The organism is Fibrobacter sp. UWR4 (assembly GCF_003149045.1).
Taxonomy (GTDB): Bacteria; Fibrobacterota; Fibrobacteria; order Fibrobacterales; family Fibrobacteraceae; genus Fibrobacter.
The window spans coordinates 16,867-35,451 of sequence record NZ_QGDU01000027.1 but is presented as its reverse complement, the minus strand read 5'-3'; the positions used below and the strand labels follow the sequence as shown (position 1 = coordinate 35,451).

The 18,585-nt window shown below is 50.1% G+C and carries 11 protein-coding genes and 1 pseudogene; 4 read left to right on the top strand and 8 right to left on the bottom strand.

What is annotated here, in order from left to right; translation table 11 throughout:
* Nucleotides 1-124 precede the first annotated feature (124 nt).
* The 7 genes and pseudogenes from BGX12_RS11315 to BGX12_RS11290 all read right to left on the bottom strand — a co-directional run bounded on the left by BGX12_RS11315 (nucleotide 125) and on the right by BGX12_RS11290 (nucleotide 12,177).
* Nucleotides 125-2,092, bottom strand: coding sequence for a carbohydrate-binding protein (locus BGX12_RS11315; RefSeq protein ID WP_109736168.1), 1,968 nt, complete (start codon nucleotides 2,090-2,092; stop codon nucleotides 125-127).
* 362 nt (nucleotides 2,093-2,454) lie between these two features.
* Nucleotides 2,455-3,570, bottom strand: a pseudogene (locus BGX12_RS11310) (carbohydrate-binding protein); the annotation flags it as partial.
* Between the two features lie 480 nt (nucleotides 3,571-4,050).
* Nucleotides 4,051-6,414 (bottom strand): family 43 glycosylhydrolase, encoded by a 2,364-nt coding sequence (locus tag BGX12_RS11305; RefSeq protein WP_109736166.1) that lies wholly within the window; start codon nucleotides 6,412-6,414, stop codon nucleotides 4,051-4,053.
* Nucleotides 6,415-6,554: 140 nt separating this feature from the next.
* Nucleotides 6,555-8,564, bottom strand: a complete 2,010-nt coding sequence (locus BGX12_RS11300) for a carbohydrate-binding protein (RefSeq protein WP_233246375.1) — start codon at nucleotides 8,562-8,564, stop codon at nucleotides 6,555-6,557.
* Nucleotides 8,565-8,897: 333 nt separating this feature from the next.
* Nucleotides 8,898-10,310: a sialate O-acetylesterase gene (locus tag BGX12_RS11295; RefSeq protein ID WP_233246374.1), complete on the bottom strand. Its 1,413-nt coding sequence runs from the start codon at nucleotides 10,308-10,310 to the stop codon at nucleotides 8,898-8,900.
* Between the two features lie 18 nt (nucleotides 10,311-10,328).
* A complete protein-coding gene (locus BGX12_RS15830) occupies nucleotides 10,329-10,499 on the bottom strand; it encodes a sialate O-acetylesterase (RefSeq protein WP_233246373.1) in 171 nt (56 codons plus the stop codon).
* Between the two features lie 16 nt (nucleotides 10,500-10,515).
* Nucleotides 10,516-12,177, bottom strand: coding sequence for a sialate O-acetylesterase (locus BGX12_RS11290; protein WP_158278229.1), 1,662 nt, complete (start codon nucleotides 12,175-12,177; stop codon nucleotides 10,516-10,518).
* Nucleotides 12,178-12,462: 285 nt separating this feature from the next.
* On the opposite strand from BGX12_RS11290, the gene BGX12_RS11285 reads away from it, so the two are divergent.
* Genes BGX12_RS11285 through BGX12_RS11270 form a run of 4 tightly spaced genes read left to right on the top strand, consistent with a single transcriptional unit; the run spans nucleotide 12,463 to nucleotide 16,144 of the window.
* Nucleotides 12,463-12,909, top strand: coding sequence for a S24/S26 family peptidase (locus tag BGX12_RS11285; protein ID WP_109736164.1), 447 nt, complete (start codon nucleotides 12,463-12,465; stop codon nucleotides 12,907-12,909).
* Nucleotides 12,910-12,911: 2 nt separating this feature from the next.
* Nucleotides 12,912-13,178, top strand: a complete 267-nt coding sequence (locus BGX12_RS11280) for a PqqD family protein (RefSeq protein ID WP_109736163.1) — start codon at nucleotides 12,912-12,914, stop codon at nucleotides 13,176-13,178.
* Nucleotides 13,175-14,785 (top strand): ABC transporter ATP-binding protein, encoded by a 1,611-nt coding sequence (locus BGX12_RS11275; RefSeq protein WP_109736162.1) that lies wholly within the window; start codon nucleotides 13,175-13,177, stop codon nucleotides 14,783-14,785. Before BGX12_RS11280 ends, BGX12_RS11275 begins: the two co-directional genes overlap by 4 nt.
* An 18-nt stretch (nucleotides 14,786-14,803) precedes the next feature.
* On the top strand, nucleotides 14,804-16,144 hold the full coding sequence (locus BGX12_RS11270; protein WP_109736161.1) for a sodium:solute symporter: 1,341 nt from the start codon (nucleotides 14,804-14,806) through the stop codon (nucleotides 16,142-16,144).
* A 74-nt stretch (nucleotides 16,145-16,218) separates the two neighbouring features.
* On the opposite strand, the gene BGX12_RS11265 is transcribed toward BGX12_RS11270, so the two are convergent.
* The gene (locus BGX12_RS11265; RefSeq protein ID WP_109736160.1) at nucleotides 16,219-18,426 is read right to left on the bottom strand and encodes a carbohydrate-binding protein; all 2,208 of its coding nucleotides are present in this window, start codon (nucleotides 18,424-18,426) and stop codon (nucleotides 16,219-16,221) included.
* Nucleotides 18,427-18,585 lie beyond the last annotated feature (159 nt).

Genomic DNA, 18,585 nt, shown 5'->3' with positions numbered 1-18,585 from the left:
CTCCATTGAGAATATAAGTTCCAAAAAAATAAGACCCGCAACGTTCATTGCGAGTCTCATATAAGACACTACAAAATGTTAAAGGTTTTCTGCAGGACAGCCCTGCATTCACTCTTTAAAGAACTTACTTTACCAGAACTCGGGAAACTTTTCCGCCGTTCACGCCACGGACCATATAGACGCCCTTGGCAAAGCCAGCATTCTTGAGAGCTTCAGTCATGTTGTTACCCACGACATCTACGCGCCCCATGAACTTACCGATAGCGCCAAATACGTTATAGCTTTCGCTAGCCTTGACGAGTCCAGTAACCTTGGCAATTGCCTTCGGATCCTCAGGATCTTCAGGATTTTCCTCACATTCAATGATACTGCCGTTGACATCCTTACAGATCGGATCCGTATCAATACCATCGGTCGTGAAGTTGATGTAGTCAATGTCCATCCAGTCCTTTTCTACAGTAAAGCGGAGGATATGTTCACCCTTGGTGAGGTTCACCTTGGCTTCCACCTTATTGTAGTCGTCATAGCTATCTTCGCCGGAAGCTGCGGCAGGAACATCAAGAACTTCGGTAATAGCCTTGCCATCCATGGAGAGAGAGAAAGCGGAACCACCAGCAGATGCGACAGCGGCAAACAAGGTGTATTCGCCCGTTTCAGCGACGTTCACGGTGTATTCCAGCCATTCGCCGGCCTGGTTGTAGCCCACAATCACGCCAGTTGCCTTCTTGTAGAGGTCCACACCGGTACCCGGGCGAAGATCGCTATCGCCGTGGTTTTCGGAATCCATTTCGTTGAAGGAGGCGTTACCTGCGCCAGTACCCGGAATGTCGAAGTTTTCCATCTCGATCTTGCCAGGAATTGTAGCAGCCTTACCGCCAAAGGGTTCACGGGGAACAGGCTTTACAACAAGGCGGAGCAACACAGAGCCATGAGCAGGAACTTCTGCCGAAACACTAGATCTGGGACCAAGATCCTTCTTCTGCCAGGCATCACGGACTTCCACCTCGCCTTCTACGCCAATATCCTTAAAGTTGACTTCGATAGTCTGGGTAGAGGTATTGTCATTCAGGAGGGCTACAGCGAGGTCACCATTGCGCAAGGGCTTGGTCCAGACCTGCTTGCCGTTCACATTGGAAATTCGATGGCCCTGAACGCCCAGGGAGTCCTGATTAATGGCAATCATATCCTTGTTCAGGTAAAGATCCTTCACCTGGTCGCTCATCTTGCGGACATCGGAACTGATCATGATGGGAGCCGCCATAATGGACCACATGGTCATCTGGGACTTCTGTTCTTCGTAAGTCAGGTTTCTGTTATCCACTTCCAGCATGTCCGGGTCATTCCAGTTACCCGGCTTTGCAATCTTCCAGTACTTGTCATTGGCATCGATAATTTCGTAAACGCCGCGGTACCAGGAGGTAGATCTCCATTCGGGGCCAATATCGAAAGTGGTACGCCACAGATGGGCGATTTTCGGCATCCAGTCCTTATATTCCCAGGCGCAAATGCTGAACACGATGTCGCGGCCGGAATTGCGGAGAGCCTTACTCATGCGGGTGTAATCCGCTTCCTGATTGGAACCGGGAGCCGGGTCGCAGTTATCGTACTTCAGGTAGTCAACGCCCCACTCAGCAAACTTCTTGGCGTCCTGCTCTTCGTGCATGTAGGAGCCGTTTTCACTGTCCCAGTTGCTGTTGTAATGATGGCAAGTACGTTTACCGCGGTCGCCATACACGCCGAACTTCAGGCCCTTCTTATGAATGTAATCGGCCAGAGCCTTCATGCCACTGGGGAAAGTCTTGGGATGGTTCTGGAGGTCACCATTGGCGTCGCGTTTGGTATCCATCCAGTTGTCATCCAAGTTCAGATAGATGTAGCCAGCGTCGCGAAGGCCAGAAGAAACCATGGCGTCGGCCACTTCCTTAATCTGGGTTTCGTTAATATTTTCGTGGAACACGTTCCAGCTGTTCCAGCCCAGAGGGGGCGTAAGCACCAGGCTATCGGGGTGGGCGTTTGCAGAGGCAGCAAAGCCCATAGCGGTAAAGGCTACGGTTGCTAAAGCGCGACGAGCAAAACTTGAATTTTTAGACATCTTTATACTCCTGATTTTTTCAATACAAAACTACCTGTTAAAACACAAAAAAGGCGTGGTCAAGCCACACCTTTCATGGACGTTTTATCAACAGCTTATTTGTTGACTCGAATTATTTTTAAGGCGTTACCGGTACGAACCATGTACACACCCGGCTTTTTCGGCAAAACCTTTCCTAGGAATGCACCCGTAAGACTATAGACCCCATAGGACCTAGAGTCAGAACCCTGCAGCACGATACGAGAACCAATTGCATCGGGAGTATCGTCGCACTTTTCAGCAGCAGCGCCACACTTTTCCGGATCCTCAGTAGTCGTTTTAATCGGTTCCGGATCAGCTTCGCCCTTTGCAACAAAGGTCATGTAGTCAATATCAAACCATGCGCCTGTTACTGTGAGGCGAAGGATATGCTGTCCCTTGGACAGTTTTACGTCAAATTTCACCTTATTGTAATCGTCGTAGTTATCTTCGCCGGCCTTAGCTGCAGGAACAGAAATCTTTTCAGAGATTTCCTTACCATCCATGGAAAGCTGGAAACTGGAAGTATTGTTAGCAGATGCAACGGCTGCATAGACCGTATACTCGCCATCGGCCTCCACATCAACAGTGTATTCGTACCAGTTGCCTTCCGCATTGTAGCCAATAATGTTGCCGGTTGCCTTCTTGTAGATGCTGACGGGAGTATCCTTACGGTAATCGGAATCGCCCTTGTTTTCAGAAGTTCCCACACTATAAGACTGGTTTGTAGAGCCATCAGCATTTCGGCCTACACCGGGAATATCAAAATCTTCGGCCTCAACCTTACCAGGAATAGCAATGGCTCTGCCATTGAAAGGCTTCTGCGGTTCCGGTTCCACGGCATCAGCAGGACCGTCCAGAGTGTAATTCTTGATGAAATTCCAGATAGACTTGCTAGTATGAACCACGGCGTCATCATTGGAATGCCAGTGACCCTTGCCCCCTAAAGTGACAAGCTTGACGCTAACGCCACCGTCACAGGGGCCCCACATTTCGGACTTGGAATTTGCCGGGAAAGTTTTTGTTTCAGACGGATTTGCAGGGCAGTTAAACTGGTTCTTATAAGCATTGATGTGAGTCATCACGTTACTGTAAGTAACCACATCATCGCTGGTACCATGATGATGAATAATAGGTACAGGACGCTGGGCCTTGCCCGGACCACCCATCATGTAGCCGGAAACAGGGGCGAAAGCCGCAATCTTGTCGGCCATCTTGCCCATGGCATAATAGGTAAACATGCCACCCATGCTGAAGCCGGACAAATAAACGCGGGAAAGATCAATCTGATAGCGCTTGGACATTTCGTTAATGATGTCCTTCATCAAGTTGATATCCTTATCGCTACCAAGGTCCCAGCCCTTGTTGATACCGTTGGGATACACCACCGTAAAGCGGGCCGTATCCGCAATATCTTCCCAGCGGGCCTGATTGCTCTGGTAGGCGGCATCCTGATTCATGCCATGGCAAGAAATCAACAGCGGCTTATTTTTTTCGATATTTGCAGGAGCATAAACATAAATGGATCGACCATTCAAAGTTTCGGCTTTTGCATTTCCTGCGAAAGAGTTTGTTGCACCAACAAAAGAGACTATAGCCACAGCTGTGGCTGTCAAGAATTTTCTACAAAACATCCCATCACTCCTTTATGAATTGGACACCACTCCAATTCGGGTTAGTCTAAATCTATACCCATCGTGACGTAAAGTACATAGGCATAACAAAAACCCTATGGACATTTTATCCATAGGGCTAAATTCTGTTTTTTTCGCAATTTCAGGGAGGGGGCAGCGCCCCACTCCTGAAGATACTTGACGGTATTTTCCTTATAAAATTGAGTAGGCAGCTCCGCTGCCACTCAACGAGCAGGACAAGGCTAGTATCAGCGAAGCCGCAGTTTCGCGACGGGGGATCCAAGGGGGCAGCACCCCCTTGCATTTCTACTTCACGGTAATTTTGTGCAGCATGCCGCCACGAGTAGGCTTAACAATGTAAATGCCATTGCTCTTGACAAACTGACGGGTAGCCTTCACGATGTCCATGCCATTGGAACGAATCATGCCCAGCATATTGCCCTTCAGGTCAAAGACACGATAGTTCTGCACACCACCAAAATTCATCTGGATCTTGGCAATACCAGTCTTGCAATCTTCATCATCTTCGGGACAAACCGGATCCAGACCCTGTTCGGGATCCTTGGGATCCACGATAGGAGCCGGATCCTTCGCATCCTTACCTTCGGCAAAGTTGAAGTAGTCGATATCGAACCAGTCTGCAGTTGCAGTGAAACGCAGGATATGTTCGCCAGCAGGCAGAACCACATTTGCCTTTACCTTGCTGTAATCATCGAAGTTCTGTTCTTCACTATCAGTCTTCTTTGCAGCAGGAACCGCAATATCTTCGGTAATATCTTCTCCATCCAGGGAAAGCTTGAAGCTGGAGCCGCCATCGGATGCAACTGCTGCAAACAGGGTGTAATCACCGGCCTTAGACACGTTAATAGTGTATTCCAGCCATTCATCCTTCTGGATGTAACCAACGATTACGCCGGTTGCCTTTGCATACAGGTCAACACCAGTACCTTCACGATAGTCGCTATCGCCATGGTTTTCTGCATCGCCTTCGGAGTAAGACGGGCCGCCCTTGCCCTTACCCGGATCATCAAAATCTTCGGCTTCGATCTGGCCAGGAATTGCCCAAGCAGTCTGAGTTGCGTTATGAGCAGTCTGAGGAACAGGTTCTACAGCACCATCCAGGTAAATTTCGTCGTTATAATCGTTACCCACCTTGAACCAGTCGAATGCAGCGGTACCGCCAGCGGTCTTCTTGGCAAAGTTGAACAGGCCGAAGCGATAGCCTACGAACATGCCCAAGGTGTAGGGCAGCTTCAGTTCGTTACCGATCTTCGTCCAGCTCTTTTCATCAAGGCTGTAGTAGAAGTTTGCACGATCCCTGGTAAAGTCAAAGTCAATGCGGAAATAAGCCTCGTTACCGTTGATAGGCACACTCTTCAGTTTAAATTCGCGTTCGTAGTAGACCACTTCAAAGCTATTACCGTTCTTTTCGAGAGCCACAAAGCCAAGAGAGTCAGCCAGCGCAACGAGGCCAGCAACGTCACCATCCTTCATGTCCTTACCGTTTACAAGAGTACGGCCAGAGCACTTGGGACCATAGGTACGCTGGGTCAAGGTGTTCTTTGCAGTGTAGAGCTTGCCATCCACACGGCCGGTAGTAATTTTCAGCTTGCCGTCGGAAAGAGCCCACTTGCTATTGTCGGGATTGTGGTTCCACTGCCATTCCAGAGGAAGTTCAGAACCGTCGAAGTCATCAGAAGTGACCATACCATAGCCAGGATCCACTTCATTTTCCAAATTCAAGGTAGCGGGAGCCTTACCGCCCACAACTGTAGGCCAGCCATCCTTCCATTCAACTTCCATGAGGTACGGAATACGACCGATGCCACCGCTATCGCGGAACAGATAGCCATACCACTTGCCACCTTCGGTCTTAAAGATACTGCCCTGGGCAACACCGTTGTTCTGCAGGAAAATCTTACCGGAGTAGCCGCCCATCAGGTTCTTGGAACGGAACACCAGTTCTGTACGGCAGGGGCCAAACCAGCTAATGCCAAACAGGTAATATTCACCGTTGACCTTTTCCATGTGGGCGCCTTCCAGAGCCACAATGTAGCTGCTTGTTCCAGAGGTCTGATTACGCAGGGATTCGTTCACCAATACGGTAGAGCCGCCATCAGGGCCGGAAAGGTCAGATTTCAGCTTGACAATGCTAAGTTGGCCGCCACCATAAATCACATAGGCCTTGTCATCGTCATCGAAGAAGATGCTGGGGTCATGATAGAACGGCAAAAGCTTTTCGGTAAAGGGACCGTTTTCAATATCGTCGGTAATGTAAAGATGTGTCTTGTTGGTGGTATAAGACGGTGTAAGGATATACCACTTACCCTTGAAGTAGCGAATGGCAGATGCCCAGGAACCCTTACCGTAGGCGTTCTTGCCGCCATTCAGGTTCATGTTGTCGCTATTGGTCAAGGTCTGGTAAGCGTAGTTGACAGTACGCCAGTTGGCCAGGTCGGTAGACTTCATGATAGGCACACCAGGAGCATAGTGCATAGTGGTGCTCACCATGTAATAGTTGTCGCCCTCACCCTTGGCAATGCAAAGGTCCGGAACATCGGAATAAATCCACGGATTGGAAACGGATGCGGCAACCGCGGAACCCACAAAAGCAGATCCAATCAAAGCGGTAGTTGCAACAACCTTCTTAAACGCACTAAAGCATCCCATAAGAACTCCTTTTACAGGGTACACCACACCCCCGTTTTCATAGTCTAAAATTAAGTTCAAAAAAAAAGGACATTTTACCTTCGAAACAACGTTTCGTTGATAAAATGTCCACGGGGTGTTTGAATAAGTTCTTTGTTTTTTTACTTAGAAACGCTCATTTTCAGCGTTTTTGCGCCATTTTTGGACCTAAGCAGGTAAATGCCGGAGCGATTCACCAGGTTTGCAGTCCTGGAGTTCAGTTCCTGGTTTCCCTGGCCAAAAATCTTGCCCAACAGGTTGCCCTGAAGATCAAAGACGCTGTAAGAGGTAGGACCCGTCACCTGAAGAGACGTCAGGACGAAATCAGGAGTTGTATCCTTGGGACTTTCAGGGACGGAATCCTTGGGGTTTTCAACTTCAGGGACAGTATCCTTCGGGTCTTCCTTTACAGGGAGAGCGAACTTGATCCAGTCCATATTGATGTAGCTCTTGGTAATTTCCATCTTGAGAACATGTTCACCCTTGGTCAATGCAAGATTGCCAAGCTTGAGTTCCTTATACACATCAAAGGAATCGTCAATCTTTTCCACATCGATAGGCTGCAGCACTTCCTTTTCGTCCACATAGAGCTTGAAGCCTGCAGTTTCCATGGAGGTTGCCACATTTGCGGAGACTTCGTATTCGCCATCAGCTTCCACATTGAAGGTGTATTCGGTCCATTCTCCTGCAATGGTGTAACCCAGAGCCTTGCCGTCACCAGCCTTCACGATATCAACGCCATCGTCACGGTATTCACCGCCCTTGTTGTCGTAATCCTCATCGTGATAGGACTTGCCTTCGCCTCCGACATCATAATTTTCGAATTCGATCTTACCAGGAACAGAAACTGCCTTGTCGCCATAAGGTGCCTGAGGGATAACCGGAGTCATGTAAATGCGGTAGGCGTAATAGACATTCTTGATGTTGATAGGAACGGTAATGGAGCCGTTATTGACCGTATATTCCTTGCTGGATTCCGGAGTGGTAGAAGGAACTGCCTTGTCCTTGTCTTCCCAGGTCACGTATTCTACGGAAACATCCACCTTATTGCCCATGAAACTCGGAATCTTGTCAATTTTTACGTCAACATTGCCAAGGGTGTTACCGCCCACAACAATGCTTGCAACCTTTTTCTTGGAGTCTACTGCAGCAAAGCCATCAACTCCATCGCTCTTGTCGTTAGGAGGAGTAACCTTGGCCATGTAACCGGACATGTCGCCATACCACTTGTACATATGCCAGCCGCCGCCACGCTGATTCTGAGCGGTCAGGAGGCTACCTAGGCGCCCCGGCAGCGGTACGAACCACCAGGAAATCATTGCACTTTCAACACCATGGCGTTCAAACTTTGCAATGAAGGGAACGGAAACACCGGGGCATCCTTCCAGTTCATGCTTGCTGGAGGAGTATTCGTTAATGCTAATGGCGCGGGGAGAAATATTGTACTTCTTTTCAAGTGCGCGAAGATTTTCAATTGCGCCAGCAAGACCTTCGGACCCCCACTGATGCCAGCTGATCACATCGGGCAGGCAATTGTTCTGGATACAGAACTTCAGGAAGTTCTCCATGCGGGAGGAATTGTAGTAGGAGTAGGAAGGTCCAATGATCTTTGCACCCGGATCCAACTGACGGAGCAAATCATAGGTAGGCTTCCACAAGTCCCTTTCGAAGTTGTCAGAACCTTTCCAAGTATCGTTAGGTTCGTTCCAAATTTCATAACCGTCAAAATTCTGGGTGGCAGCAGACTTCCTGTCGTTCACCACGGAAGTCACTTCCTTTTTCCAGGAATCCCAATTCTGGTACTTGTAGGGCCAACCCGGCAGAATATCGGCCAAGCGAATCTGGACCTTGCCTGTAGTATTCTTAAGGCGGGGAGAAATCAAGAAAGCGCCACCAATTCCCTGCTGGCGACCTTGACCGCTACGAGCGGGAGCCAGGAACACATTGGGTTTCAGGGGAGCCACATCGGCATCCACATTACTGGGGAGCGTTTCCGTAAAACCGTAAAGGGAACCGGAGCCCACATGAGTTACAGGGCGAATGCTATCCCCAAGGCTAACACTAACGGTAGGAGCAGCCAAAGTGCTGCACGGCAGAGCCATCATAAAAGCGGCAGCAAGTACCGGCTTCATGCGAAAAAGTTTATCAAACATCCCATCTTCCTTTTTTTTCAGACACACAATCGTGTCTGATTTCCTAATCTCAAAATTACCTACTGGAATGCGTAAAATTCTGGATGTTTTGCAAACACTTTTGCAAAAATTGCAATAGCCAGGAACGCCAGGAACACCAGGAACACCCTAAAATGCAAAAAAATCCGGCCCCCAAGGCCGGATTTTCAAACTCTCAATCTCCTCCCGAAACTAACCGTAGATCAGTCCCAAAGCGATTGCAATGACCATAAAGACCGCAATCTGCTTCACGATGGAAATATCTTGGCGATTCATCGAGAAATTCTCCTTTTTTTACTTTTCGTTACGGACAATGAAGGTTTTTACACCCGGAATACGAACCAGGAATACACCCTGCTTCTGAGCGACAACCTTGCTTACGCGATTACCCGTCATATCGAAGTACTGGGCGTTGTCCATGTTCAGTGCGTCGGAAATCTTAAGGCTATTACCGATGGCATCCTTGTCTTCGGTTTTTGCCTCGACCTTCTTGAACTCCACATAGTCAATATCCACCCAGTCGTTGGTGATTTCCAGTTTCAATTCGTGTTCGCCTGCAGCCAGGGAAGCCTTGCCACCGCTAACCATAGAGTAACCGTCGTCATCCCAGCCCAGGCCGGCGTTGACAATTTCGTCACCGATGCGCTCGTCGTCCATGTAGAGGATAAAGCCACCAGTCTTGTTGTCGCCTGCAATAAGGGCAGAAATTTCGTATTCGCCAGCTTCTTCGACCTTCACGGTATACTTAAGCCATTCACCCTTTTGGCAGGAACCCACAGCCATACCCTTGTTGGGCTGCTTCACGTCCACATCGTCCTTACGGTACTTGCCTTCGCTATTGCCCTTATCCAAGTCGTAGTAAGCCTTGCCTGCGCCACCCTTGTTGTAATCCTCTGCCTGAATCTGGCCAGGAATAGTCATAGGTTCGCCGTAATAAGGGCCATATTCCTCGGGAGGAGCGTCAGGAACAGTAGACAGAGTAGGATCCACCACGTTCACTGCCGGAGCATCGGGATCAATGGTCCTATCAATAAGTTTCAGCATTTCGGAGGCATAACGCTTACCCAGTTCAATCACGCCAGAACGTCCAAAGTGGTAGGGATCCTTACCATTACCGGCAAGTCCCTGGGAGGAAGCCAAACCGAACTTCTTGAACTTGGTCTTGAGCTGTGCGATACCACCATTCTTGCTACCGCAGCAGGCACCCTGCGCCTGAAGCATTTCGCCCGCAACGAAGGGAACTTCGTTTTCGTCCAAACCGAGTTCATCGATAATGGTCTTATAAGAAGCATAAACACGATTACGCCAGTTATCGTCCACACCGTCACTTTCGCCCTGATGGAAAATAACACCCTTGATGACGCCTACTTCCTTAGCTTTCTTGCCCAGTTCCAGGATACGGCCCATGGGATTTCCGCCGTAGTCTCCCGCCCAGCCCTTAAAGCTTCTGCCATCGCCATCAAAGTAGGCTGCATATTGGTCCAGAAGGAAGGCGCGAATGCTTACGCCACCCACGGCCACCGGGATAATACCCACAGTTACGCCCGGCAAGGAATCCACCATGGCTCGGCCAAAGTAGTCTGCAGGAGAAAGCTGTTCAAAAGCGTGGAACATAGGAGGAATAGCAGGATACCATTCGCCAGTCTTGATGGACTGGGTGGTACTACCCGTACGATTACCCGCATTTGCATTATGGGATGCCAACATGATAAAATTCTTGGGATTCTAAGCCTGGTCCTGAGCAGGAACGATTTCACCGTTACCCGCCATGTTGGACTGGCCATAGGCAATGTAAATGTGGAAATTCGGATTAGGAGCCGCTTCCACCTGAGGAGCAAGCATCGTCAATCCAAATACGCAGCAGGCTGCTGCAGTCACTTTATGGAAAAAGTTCATTGAGACTAACCTCTTATTACTTTTCGTTACGCACAACGAAGGTCTTTACACCCGGAATGCGAACCAGATAAGCCCCCTGCTTCAGGGCAGAAGCCTTACCGATACGATTGCCAGCCATATCGAAGTACTGAGCCTTAGACATATCCTCTACACGGTTAGCCAAAACGCCGGCACGAATGCCAATTGGTTCAAAGCATTCAGAGCCTTCGCATACAACAGGCAACGTATCCTTCACTGTGGTATCAGACGGAACGGGATTTTCCGGGTCCGGCTCCACAACTTCGGCCTCAGCCTTCTTGAACTCCACATAGTCGATGTTCACCCAGTCCACTTCAATCTGGATCTTGAGATCGTAATCGCCCTTCTTCAAGGTCACCTTGCCGCCGCTAACATCGGAATAGGTGTCGTAATCCGGGCCCTTTTCGGAAACCATGGTCTCGCCAATCTTGTCGTCACCCAGATAGACTGCAATTGCACCGGTACCATTATCGCCAGCCAGGCGGCCGATCATTTCGTACTCGCCATCTTCTTCCACATGGACGGAATACTTCATCCATTCGCCCTTCTGGCAATAGCCTACAGCCATGCCCATGCCGGCCTTGTAGATATCCACGCCATCGCCGCGGTATTCGTCGCCCTGGTTCTTACTATCCATATCGGAGTAGGCAACACCGGAACCGCCCTTGTTGTAGTCTTCGGCCTGGACCTTGCCCGGAATCTTGAATACATCGCCATAGGGGCCATATTCTTCGGGCTTTTCGCTACCGGCAGATCCACCACCATAGAGCGGCACCTGCACGGCCGGGGCATCAGGATCCACGGTCTTGTCGATCAGCTTCAGCATTTCCTGGGCGTAACGCTTACCCATTTCAACGTAGCCGTCATGGTCGAAATGCAGACGGTCGCCCTGCATGCCCGTTCCCTGGGACTTTGCAACACCGAACTTCGCAAAGTACTTGGAAAGGCCATTCACGCGGGTGCTCATGCCATGACAGGCACCATTGTAAACCATTTCGCCAGCGACAAAGGGCAGTTCTTCCTTGATGCCCAAGTCGTTACGCATATCGTTGTAAGTCTTCTGGACCACCTGTTCCCAGTTGCCCATGCCGCCATCAGTTTCGCCCTGATGGAAAATGAAACCCTTGATGACGCCCACTTCCTGAGCCTTCTTCGCAAGGTTGATAATAGCAGCGTAGTCATTGCCCTGGGAATCATAATCCTTAGCCCAGTTGGCAAGCCAGCTTTCAGAAGAGTTCACATAGCTCTGCCACTGAGCCTTGTCGAAAAGCTTGATGGAGGCGCCACCCACAGCCACGGGAATAATACCGATGGTCACGTTGGGCATTTCCTTGGCCATGGTCTTACCGAAGTAGTCCGCAACAGAAAGACCTTCCTGGCAGTGGAACATGGGAGGAACCGCCTTGGACCACTGTCCCTTGGCAAGCTTGATATTGGTACCGCCCTTACGGGAGTTACAGTCCACACCGGAAATCATCACGAAATTATCCACAGGGTCCTGGTCCCCTGTCTGAATGGGACCTGCGCCGGCCATATTGGACTGACCGTACGCGATATAAATGTGGAAATTCGGATTAGGAGCCGCTTCCGCCTGGGGCGCAAGCATCGTAAGCCCAAACACACAGCAAGCTGCACCGGCAAACTTGTGGAACAGATTCATAACACACCTCTTTTTGAGTTTTCCCAAAATCTCTATTACCAAATCTATTCCATACCCCCTTAAATATACCCTCAAAAAACGTATCATTCATGGATAAAATGTCAATAAACTGGATTTTACAAACCCCATTTATTTTCATTTTTGCGTCATTTTCGGCACTTTTCGAGCTTTTTACGCATAATTTGCGTTTTTTATACGGATCCAGGAGAACCAAGCGCTTGAATTGGAAAAAACATCGGGTATTTCTACCTTTAAATCCGTAAGACAACCAACCTTTGGGAAATCATGGAAACCTCAGGCAATGAAATTCTCCTGGAAGCCATCCGCATGGTAGAAAGCGGCGTCAGCGTCACTTTCCCCGTAAACGGCAGAAGCATGCTTCCCTTCATTATCGGAGGCAAGGAAAGTCTGATCCTGGCCAAGCCCGAAAAAATAAAAGTGGGAGACATCATTCTCGCCTTTGTGGACGGAAAACGTTTTGTCATCCACCGTGTGTCCTGCATCCAGGGGGAAAACATCACCTTGATGGGCGACGGGAACCTGGGTTCAAAAGAGTACTGCAAGATCGGTGACGTAAAGGCCTTAGCCACCCACGCCGTAAACCCAGCCGGCATCCGACGCGACCTGTATACGAAACGTCGCAGAATTGCCGCAAAGCTCTGGAAGTGGGCAATTCCTGTGCGAAAATATTTACTTTTTATCTATCGAAAAACTCACCCAGGAAATTTATAGCCATGAAAATCAAGAACGGTTTTGTTCTCCGCGATGTGTGCGGCGAACAGGTGATTATGGGAGAAGGCGTCGGGGCTCTGAATTTCGGTCGCCTGCTGTGCTTGAACGACACCGCTGCATTCCTCTGGAAAGTTGCTGCAGAAGGCGAATTCACCGTGAATAGTCTGGCAGAAAAACTTTGCGAAGAATATGACGTAACCTTGGACCAGGCAACCAAGGATGTTACCGCCATTGTCGACCAGTGGAAAGAAGTTGACGTAATCGAATGAGGTATCTGACCTGGCTGTGGCACAACTCCCGCGGCGAGCGCCTGAACATGAGCGTTCGCGTGATGGTCGGTGTACTCCAGGTCGCCATTGGCTTGTTGACAATCTGGCTCAGCAAGCTTTTTATTGATGACACCATCCAGAAGGGAACGGACCAGGAAATCATCCTGATGATTGCGTTCCTGGTGGGAACCGTAGTTGCCGGCGTCTTATTGCGGCAGCTGAACTATTATCTGAACATCAAGTGCAATACCCGCGGGGCAAACTGCCTGAGGGCAGATGTTTTCAGAAAAATTTTCCAGAGGAAACTTTTCTGCAAGGGCGCGCTCCACTCCGGTGACGTCTCCTCCCGTGTGATGAAGGATGTGGAAACCGCCTGCGACGTGACCTTCGATAAAATACCCCAGATGATCGTCACGACCGTGCAGCTTATGGGCGGCTTCCTGATGATGCGCTGGTTCGACCCCAGACTGGCCTGGGCGTTGTTGCTGACCACCCCCGTTGTACTCGCCCTAGGGAAGCTCATCGCCAAGCGCCTGAGAAAGATGACTGCGGAAATCCGCGAGAGCGAAAGCCACATCCAGATGCATGTACAGGAATGTGCGGAACACGACGAACTGATCCGTTCCATGGGCAGCGAATGCTTCGTAGGGAACCTGCTGAAAGAAAAGCAGGACCACCTGATGAACCGGGTTAAAAAAAGAAGCCGCTTTACGGTCATCGTCCGAATTTTAATGGGACTCGTCTTTGGACTGGGATATATCACCGCCTTCGTGTACGGCGGTCTGGGTTTACGACACGGGACAATTACCTTCGGCGTCATGACCTCCTTCCTACAGCTGGTCGGTCAGATCCAGCATCCCATTTTCAACCTCCTGAATGCAGCCCCGCAGATTATCCACGCAACAGCAAGCATTGACCGTATCCAGGAAATCACTCTTTGCCGTCCGGAAGAGAATGACTGCGGATCCGAAAAATCCGAGACGAATTCCGTCGGCGTCCGCTTCGAAAACGTCTCTTTCGGATACGAAGAAAGCAAGCGTATTCTGGAAAATATCAATCTTGAATTCAAGGCAGGCAGCAAGACCGCTCTGATGGGCGAAACCGGCGCCGGCAAGACAACGCTCTTTAGGTTGATGATGGGATTTATCAAGCCAGAGGAAGGAAGCGTACATGTGGGCAGTTCCGTCGCAGGAGCCGCAACTCGCAGCCATTTCGTCTTTGTTCCCCAGGGCAATTCCCTCATGAGCGGTTCCATCCGGCTGAATCTGGAAATGGCCAATCCCCAGGCGTCCCAGCAGGAAATGGAAACGGCGCTCCATAATGCATGCGCCGACTTCGTGAAGGATCTTCCCGCAGGTCTTGATACGGAAATTGGTGAAAGAGGTTACGGCCTCAGCGAAGGCCAAGCCCAGCGTATCGCCGTCGCCCGCGGTCTTCTCCAGGATGGCAACATCATGTTGCTGGATGAAATCAGCGCCGCCCTGGATGTGGATACGGAACGGGAAATGTATAGCCGCATCTTCGCTGCATATCCCAACAAGACAATGGTCTTTATCACCCATCGTGATGCGGTCTGCAAGTTGTGCGACGAAATCGTCAAGTTGTAACGAATAGACCATAACGCCATGAAACTTCTACTGATTTACTTTCTGGTCCTCGGATTCATCTGCCTTCGGGACTTATTTAGGGTAAAGAACTTCGATGACTATGTGGTAGCGGGACGACGCCAGAGTACGCCCTTCGTATTCATGAGCCTGATGGCTACCGTCCTGGGAGCTTCCGCCACCGTGGGGATCGCCGCCCGTGCAGAATCCATCGGGTTTGCCGCCTTCTGGTGGCTTGGTGTAGGCGCCATCGGATTTATATTCCAGGCCGCATTCTTAAGCAAGCCCATTCACGATCTGGACGTAAGGACACTTCCCGAGCTTGCCGAAAAGACGGTAGGCAAGACCGGACGCAAGCTGGTCGGCCTTATTATCGCGGTTTCCTGGATCGGGATTATTGCCGCACAATTTGCAGCCGTCGCAGGATTTATCGGGCTAGTACTCGGTCATGACGCAGGCGCCCTCTCTGTAGTCATTACTGCAGCCATCGTTATTGTATATACCCTATTAGGTGGCCAGCTTTCCGTGGTGCGTACGGACGCGCTACAATTCGGCATTCTAACCCTAGGATTTGCCGCAGCCGCAATTTACCTGCTAGTTGGCGGCGAAGCCTCCGGCCATATTCCCGCTCCAATGGACTTTAGCTTACTGAACGAAAAATTCAGCGTCGCTGATTTAGCCATGATGCTGTTCACCGTCGGAGGAGCTTACTTCCTGGGCCCCGACGTCATTTCCCGTAACCTGGTGGCAAAGGACGCAAACTCCGCACGTAGGGCCGTATTTTTCGGAAGTGTCGCCATCCTAATTTTCAGCGTGATTATCGTATTCCTGGGAATGTGGGCTAACATCTACGTTCCTAATCAGGAAGGCGTAAACATCAACCCGCTTTTCCGTCTGGCATCAGGCGTGCTCCCCCTCCCCTTGGCGGCACTTCTTTCCGTAGGCCTACTATCAGCCCTGCTCTCTTCTGCAGACACATGCCTGATCAATTCCGCAGCCATCTTCGGCAGCGACATCCTGAACACCCGCCGCATTTCCGTGGTCCGCCTTCTGGTGGTCGTCATCGGGCTTATCGCCATGTTCCTCTCCCTAGGTGGCAAGGACATCATCAACCTGCTTACGATGACTTATTCCGTATACACGCCGGGCATTGTGGCGCCCCTTGCGGTAGCGGTTATCGGCCATAAGAAATTCCGGATTAAAAATATCCTGTGGTATGCAGGAGTATGCATCGGTGGTTTATTCGGACTGATTCCCGCAATTCTTTCCGCAGCTTGCACAATCGGCACCCCCGCCTATCTCCCCCACATCGGTATCGCAGTCTCTCTCATTTTCGCTCTCGCAAGCCTCCGCAAACGCTAGACTAAAAAAGAACATCCCGATTTTACTCGGGATGCCCTTTTGGTATTTGGTGTTTTGGTTTATGGAATTTCTTATTACTTCACATTCACGCGAGCGGTCATGTTACCGGACTTTACCAGGTAGGAACCGGACTGCTTGACGAGAGCGGAAGTCTTCTTCTGAATTTCTGCAGTACCCATAGCCTGGAATTCACCCATCAGGTTACCGTTCAAGTCGAACACGCTATAGTTACGGGCGCTTGCCACGTTGAAGTTGACGTTTGCGATACCGGTCTTGCAATCTTCACCTTCACAATCGACAGGCTGATCAGTCGGCTGAACGCTGGGCTGTTCGCCCGGATTTTCACCCGGCTGTTCCGGATCTTCAACATCCGGCTCCGGATCGGTAGCATTAGCTCCTTCCACGAAGGTGAAGTAGTCAACATCCATCCAGTCACCTGTGACCAGGAACTTCATGACATGCTTACCAGCAGTAAGCTTCACGTTACTCTGAACCTTGCCGAATTCATCGAAATCGCCTTCGGTTGCAGTCACAGTCTTGGGAACAACGATGGTATCGGTAATGGCCTTGTTGTCCATAAAGATCTGGAAGCTTGCAGTACCGTTGCTGGATGCCACGTAAGAGAACATGGTGTAGTCACCATCCTTCTTCACATCAACAGTGTATTCATACCATTCGCCGGCCTGGTTGTAACCAATCACGTCGCCGAACTTCTTGGTGTAGATATCAACGCTAGCGGCGTCTTCTGCACGATACTTGCTGTCACCATGGTTTTCAGAATCGTTTTCGTAGAAGGATGCGTTGCTATTGCCATTTTCATCCTTGCCTGCACCCGGAATGTCAAAGTCTTCAGCCTGGATCTTGCCCGGGATTGCCCAAGCAGTCTTGGTAGCGTTATGAGGTTCCTGGGGGATTACGATCTGGGGGCCAACGCCAACGAGAGTTACGATACAGTCCTTGTTGGAAGAGCCGGATTCCATCTTGATGGTAGCGGAACCGTTCTTCACTTCAATTTCACCTTCGTACTTGGCGTTCTTGGATTCGCTGGTGGTGTACATGTGGAAGGTTTCAATGTCAGCACCCTTCACATTCACAGTCACAGTCTTTGCGTTCTTGAAATCGCGGTTTACGAGAACCACGATGGTAGAGTCGCCATCGGCACTTTTATAAGCAGAAGCGAATACGTGATCTTCAGGCTTTGCAGTTGCACCTACACGGATGGCACCCGGGCGCACAAAGCGCGCAAACTGGGAAAGGATGTAGCCGCGCTTGGAAATCTTGCCGATTTCATTGGAAGGAATGGAAAGCTTGTTGCCAAAGTCCTTTTCCATGATCAGGCCGTAGCAACGACGGATGTACCACCAGGTATACTGATTGAAGTTACCCACCACCATGGCACGGTGGATTTCGTAGCCAACGTCCATGGCACGAACAGTATCCACCTTGGAAGCATTGGCCTGGTCACCGGTACGCATCACGGTGCGCCAGTAGTTGCCACTGCCCTGGCTTTCGGTGTAGTGTTCGGTCATCCAGCGTTCCACCTTCTTCTGGTCAGCGAGAGAGTACTGGAACCAGGAATCAGCAGTCTTTGCGTCGCTAGCATAGAAATGAGCACCAAGAATGTCCCAGTTCTTCAGGGCGTTGGCGTCATTCAGGACCTTATCGTACATGTTCTTTGCATAGGCAAAGGATTCGGTAGAAATCACCTTGGTGCCGTGCTTACGCATCTGGCCGGCATAGTTCTTGGTGAAGTTGTAAATTTCGTCAGCAGACCAGCAAGCCCATTCATGGCACCAGTCCGGTTCGTTACTGATGGAAAGACCATACAGAGGAACGCCCTGGTTCTTCATGTATTCGGCAAAGCTATTCAGGTGGTCCACATAGTTCTGATAGTTGGATGCCGCAATATGCTGGTTACCGCCTGCATACTGGGAAGTCCACGGAGTAGCATAAAGAATAAAATCATCGCCAGCATACTTCTTGGCCCACTTGGCAGCCTGTACTTCCTTGCCGAAGTCATTCTTGTTGCCATTTACCGGAATACGGAGGGTGTTAAGGCCCAAGGTTCCGTCTCCTGTACCGAAGGCAATCTTTGCGTCAGCCTCAGAAAGACCGGCATTTCCCTGCCAGGTATTGTGAACCATGCCGCCGAAGCCGCGAATCACCTGATGTTCTTCGCTCAAGTCGACATTTACTGTGGAAGCATTTGCAAGACCGAAGAGGCCTGCGACCAGGCTTGCGCCCAAAACAAAGTGGCATACGCCGTTCCAATTCTTTTTCATAATACACATCCCATCGCGGTTAACCACAACCACTAATCTAAAGATACCCTTGTTTATCCCAAAGCGAATAATCCCATCTGGAATTGTTATGGACAATTTATCAATGCCAAAAACGCCATTTTACGGCAAGAACAAGCGTTTTTTGAAAAAAAGAAACCC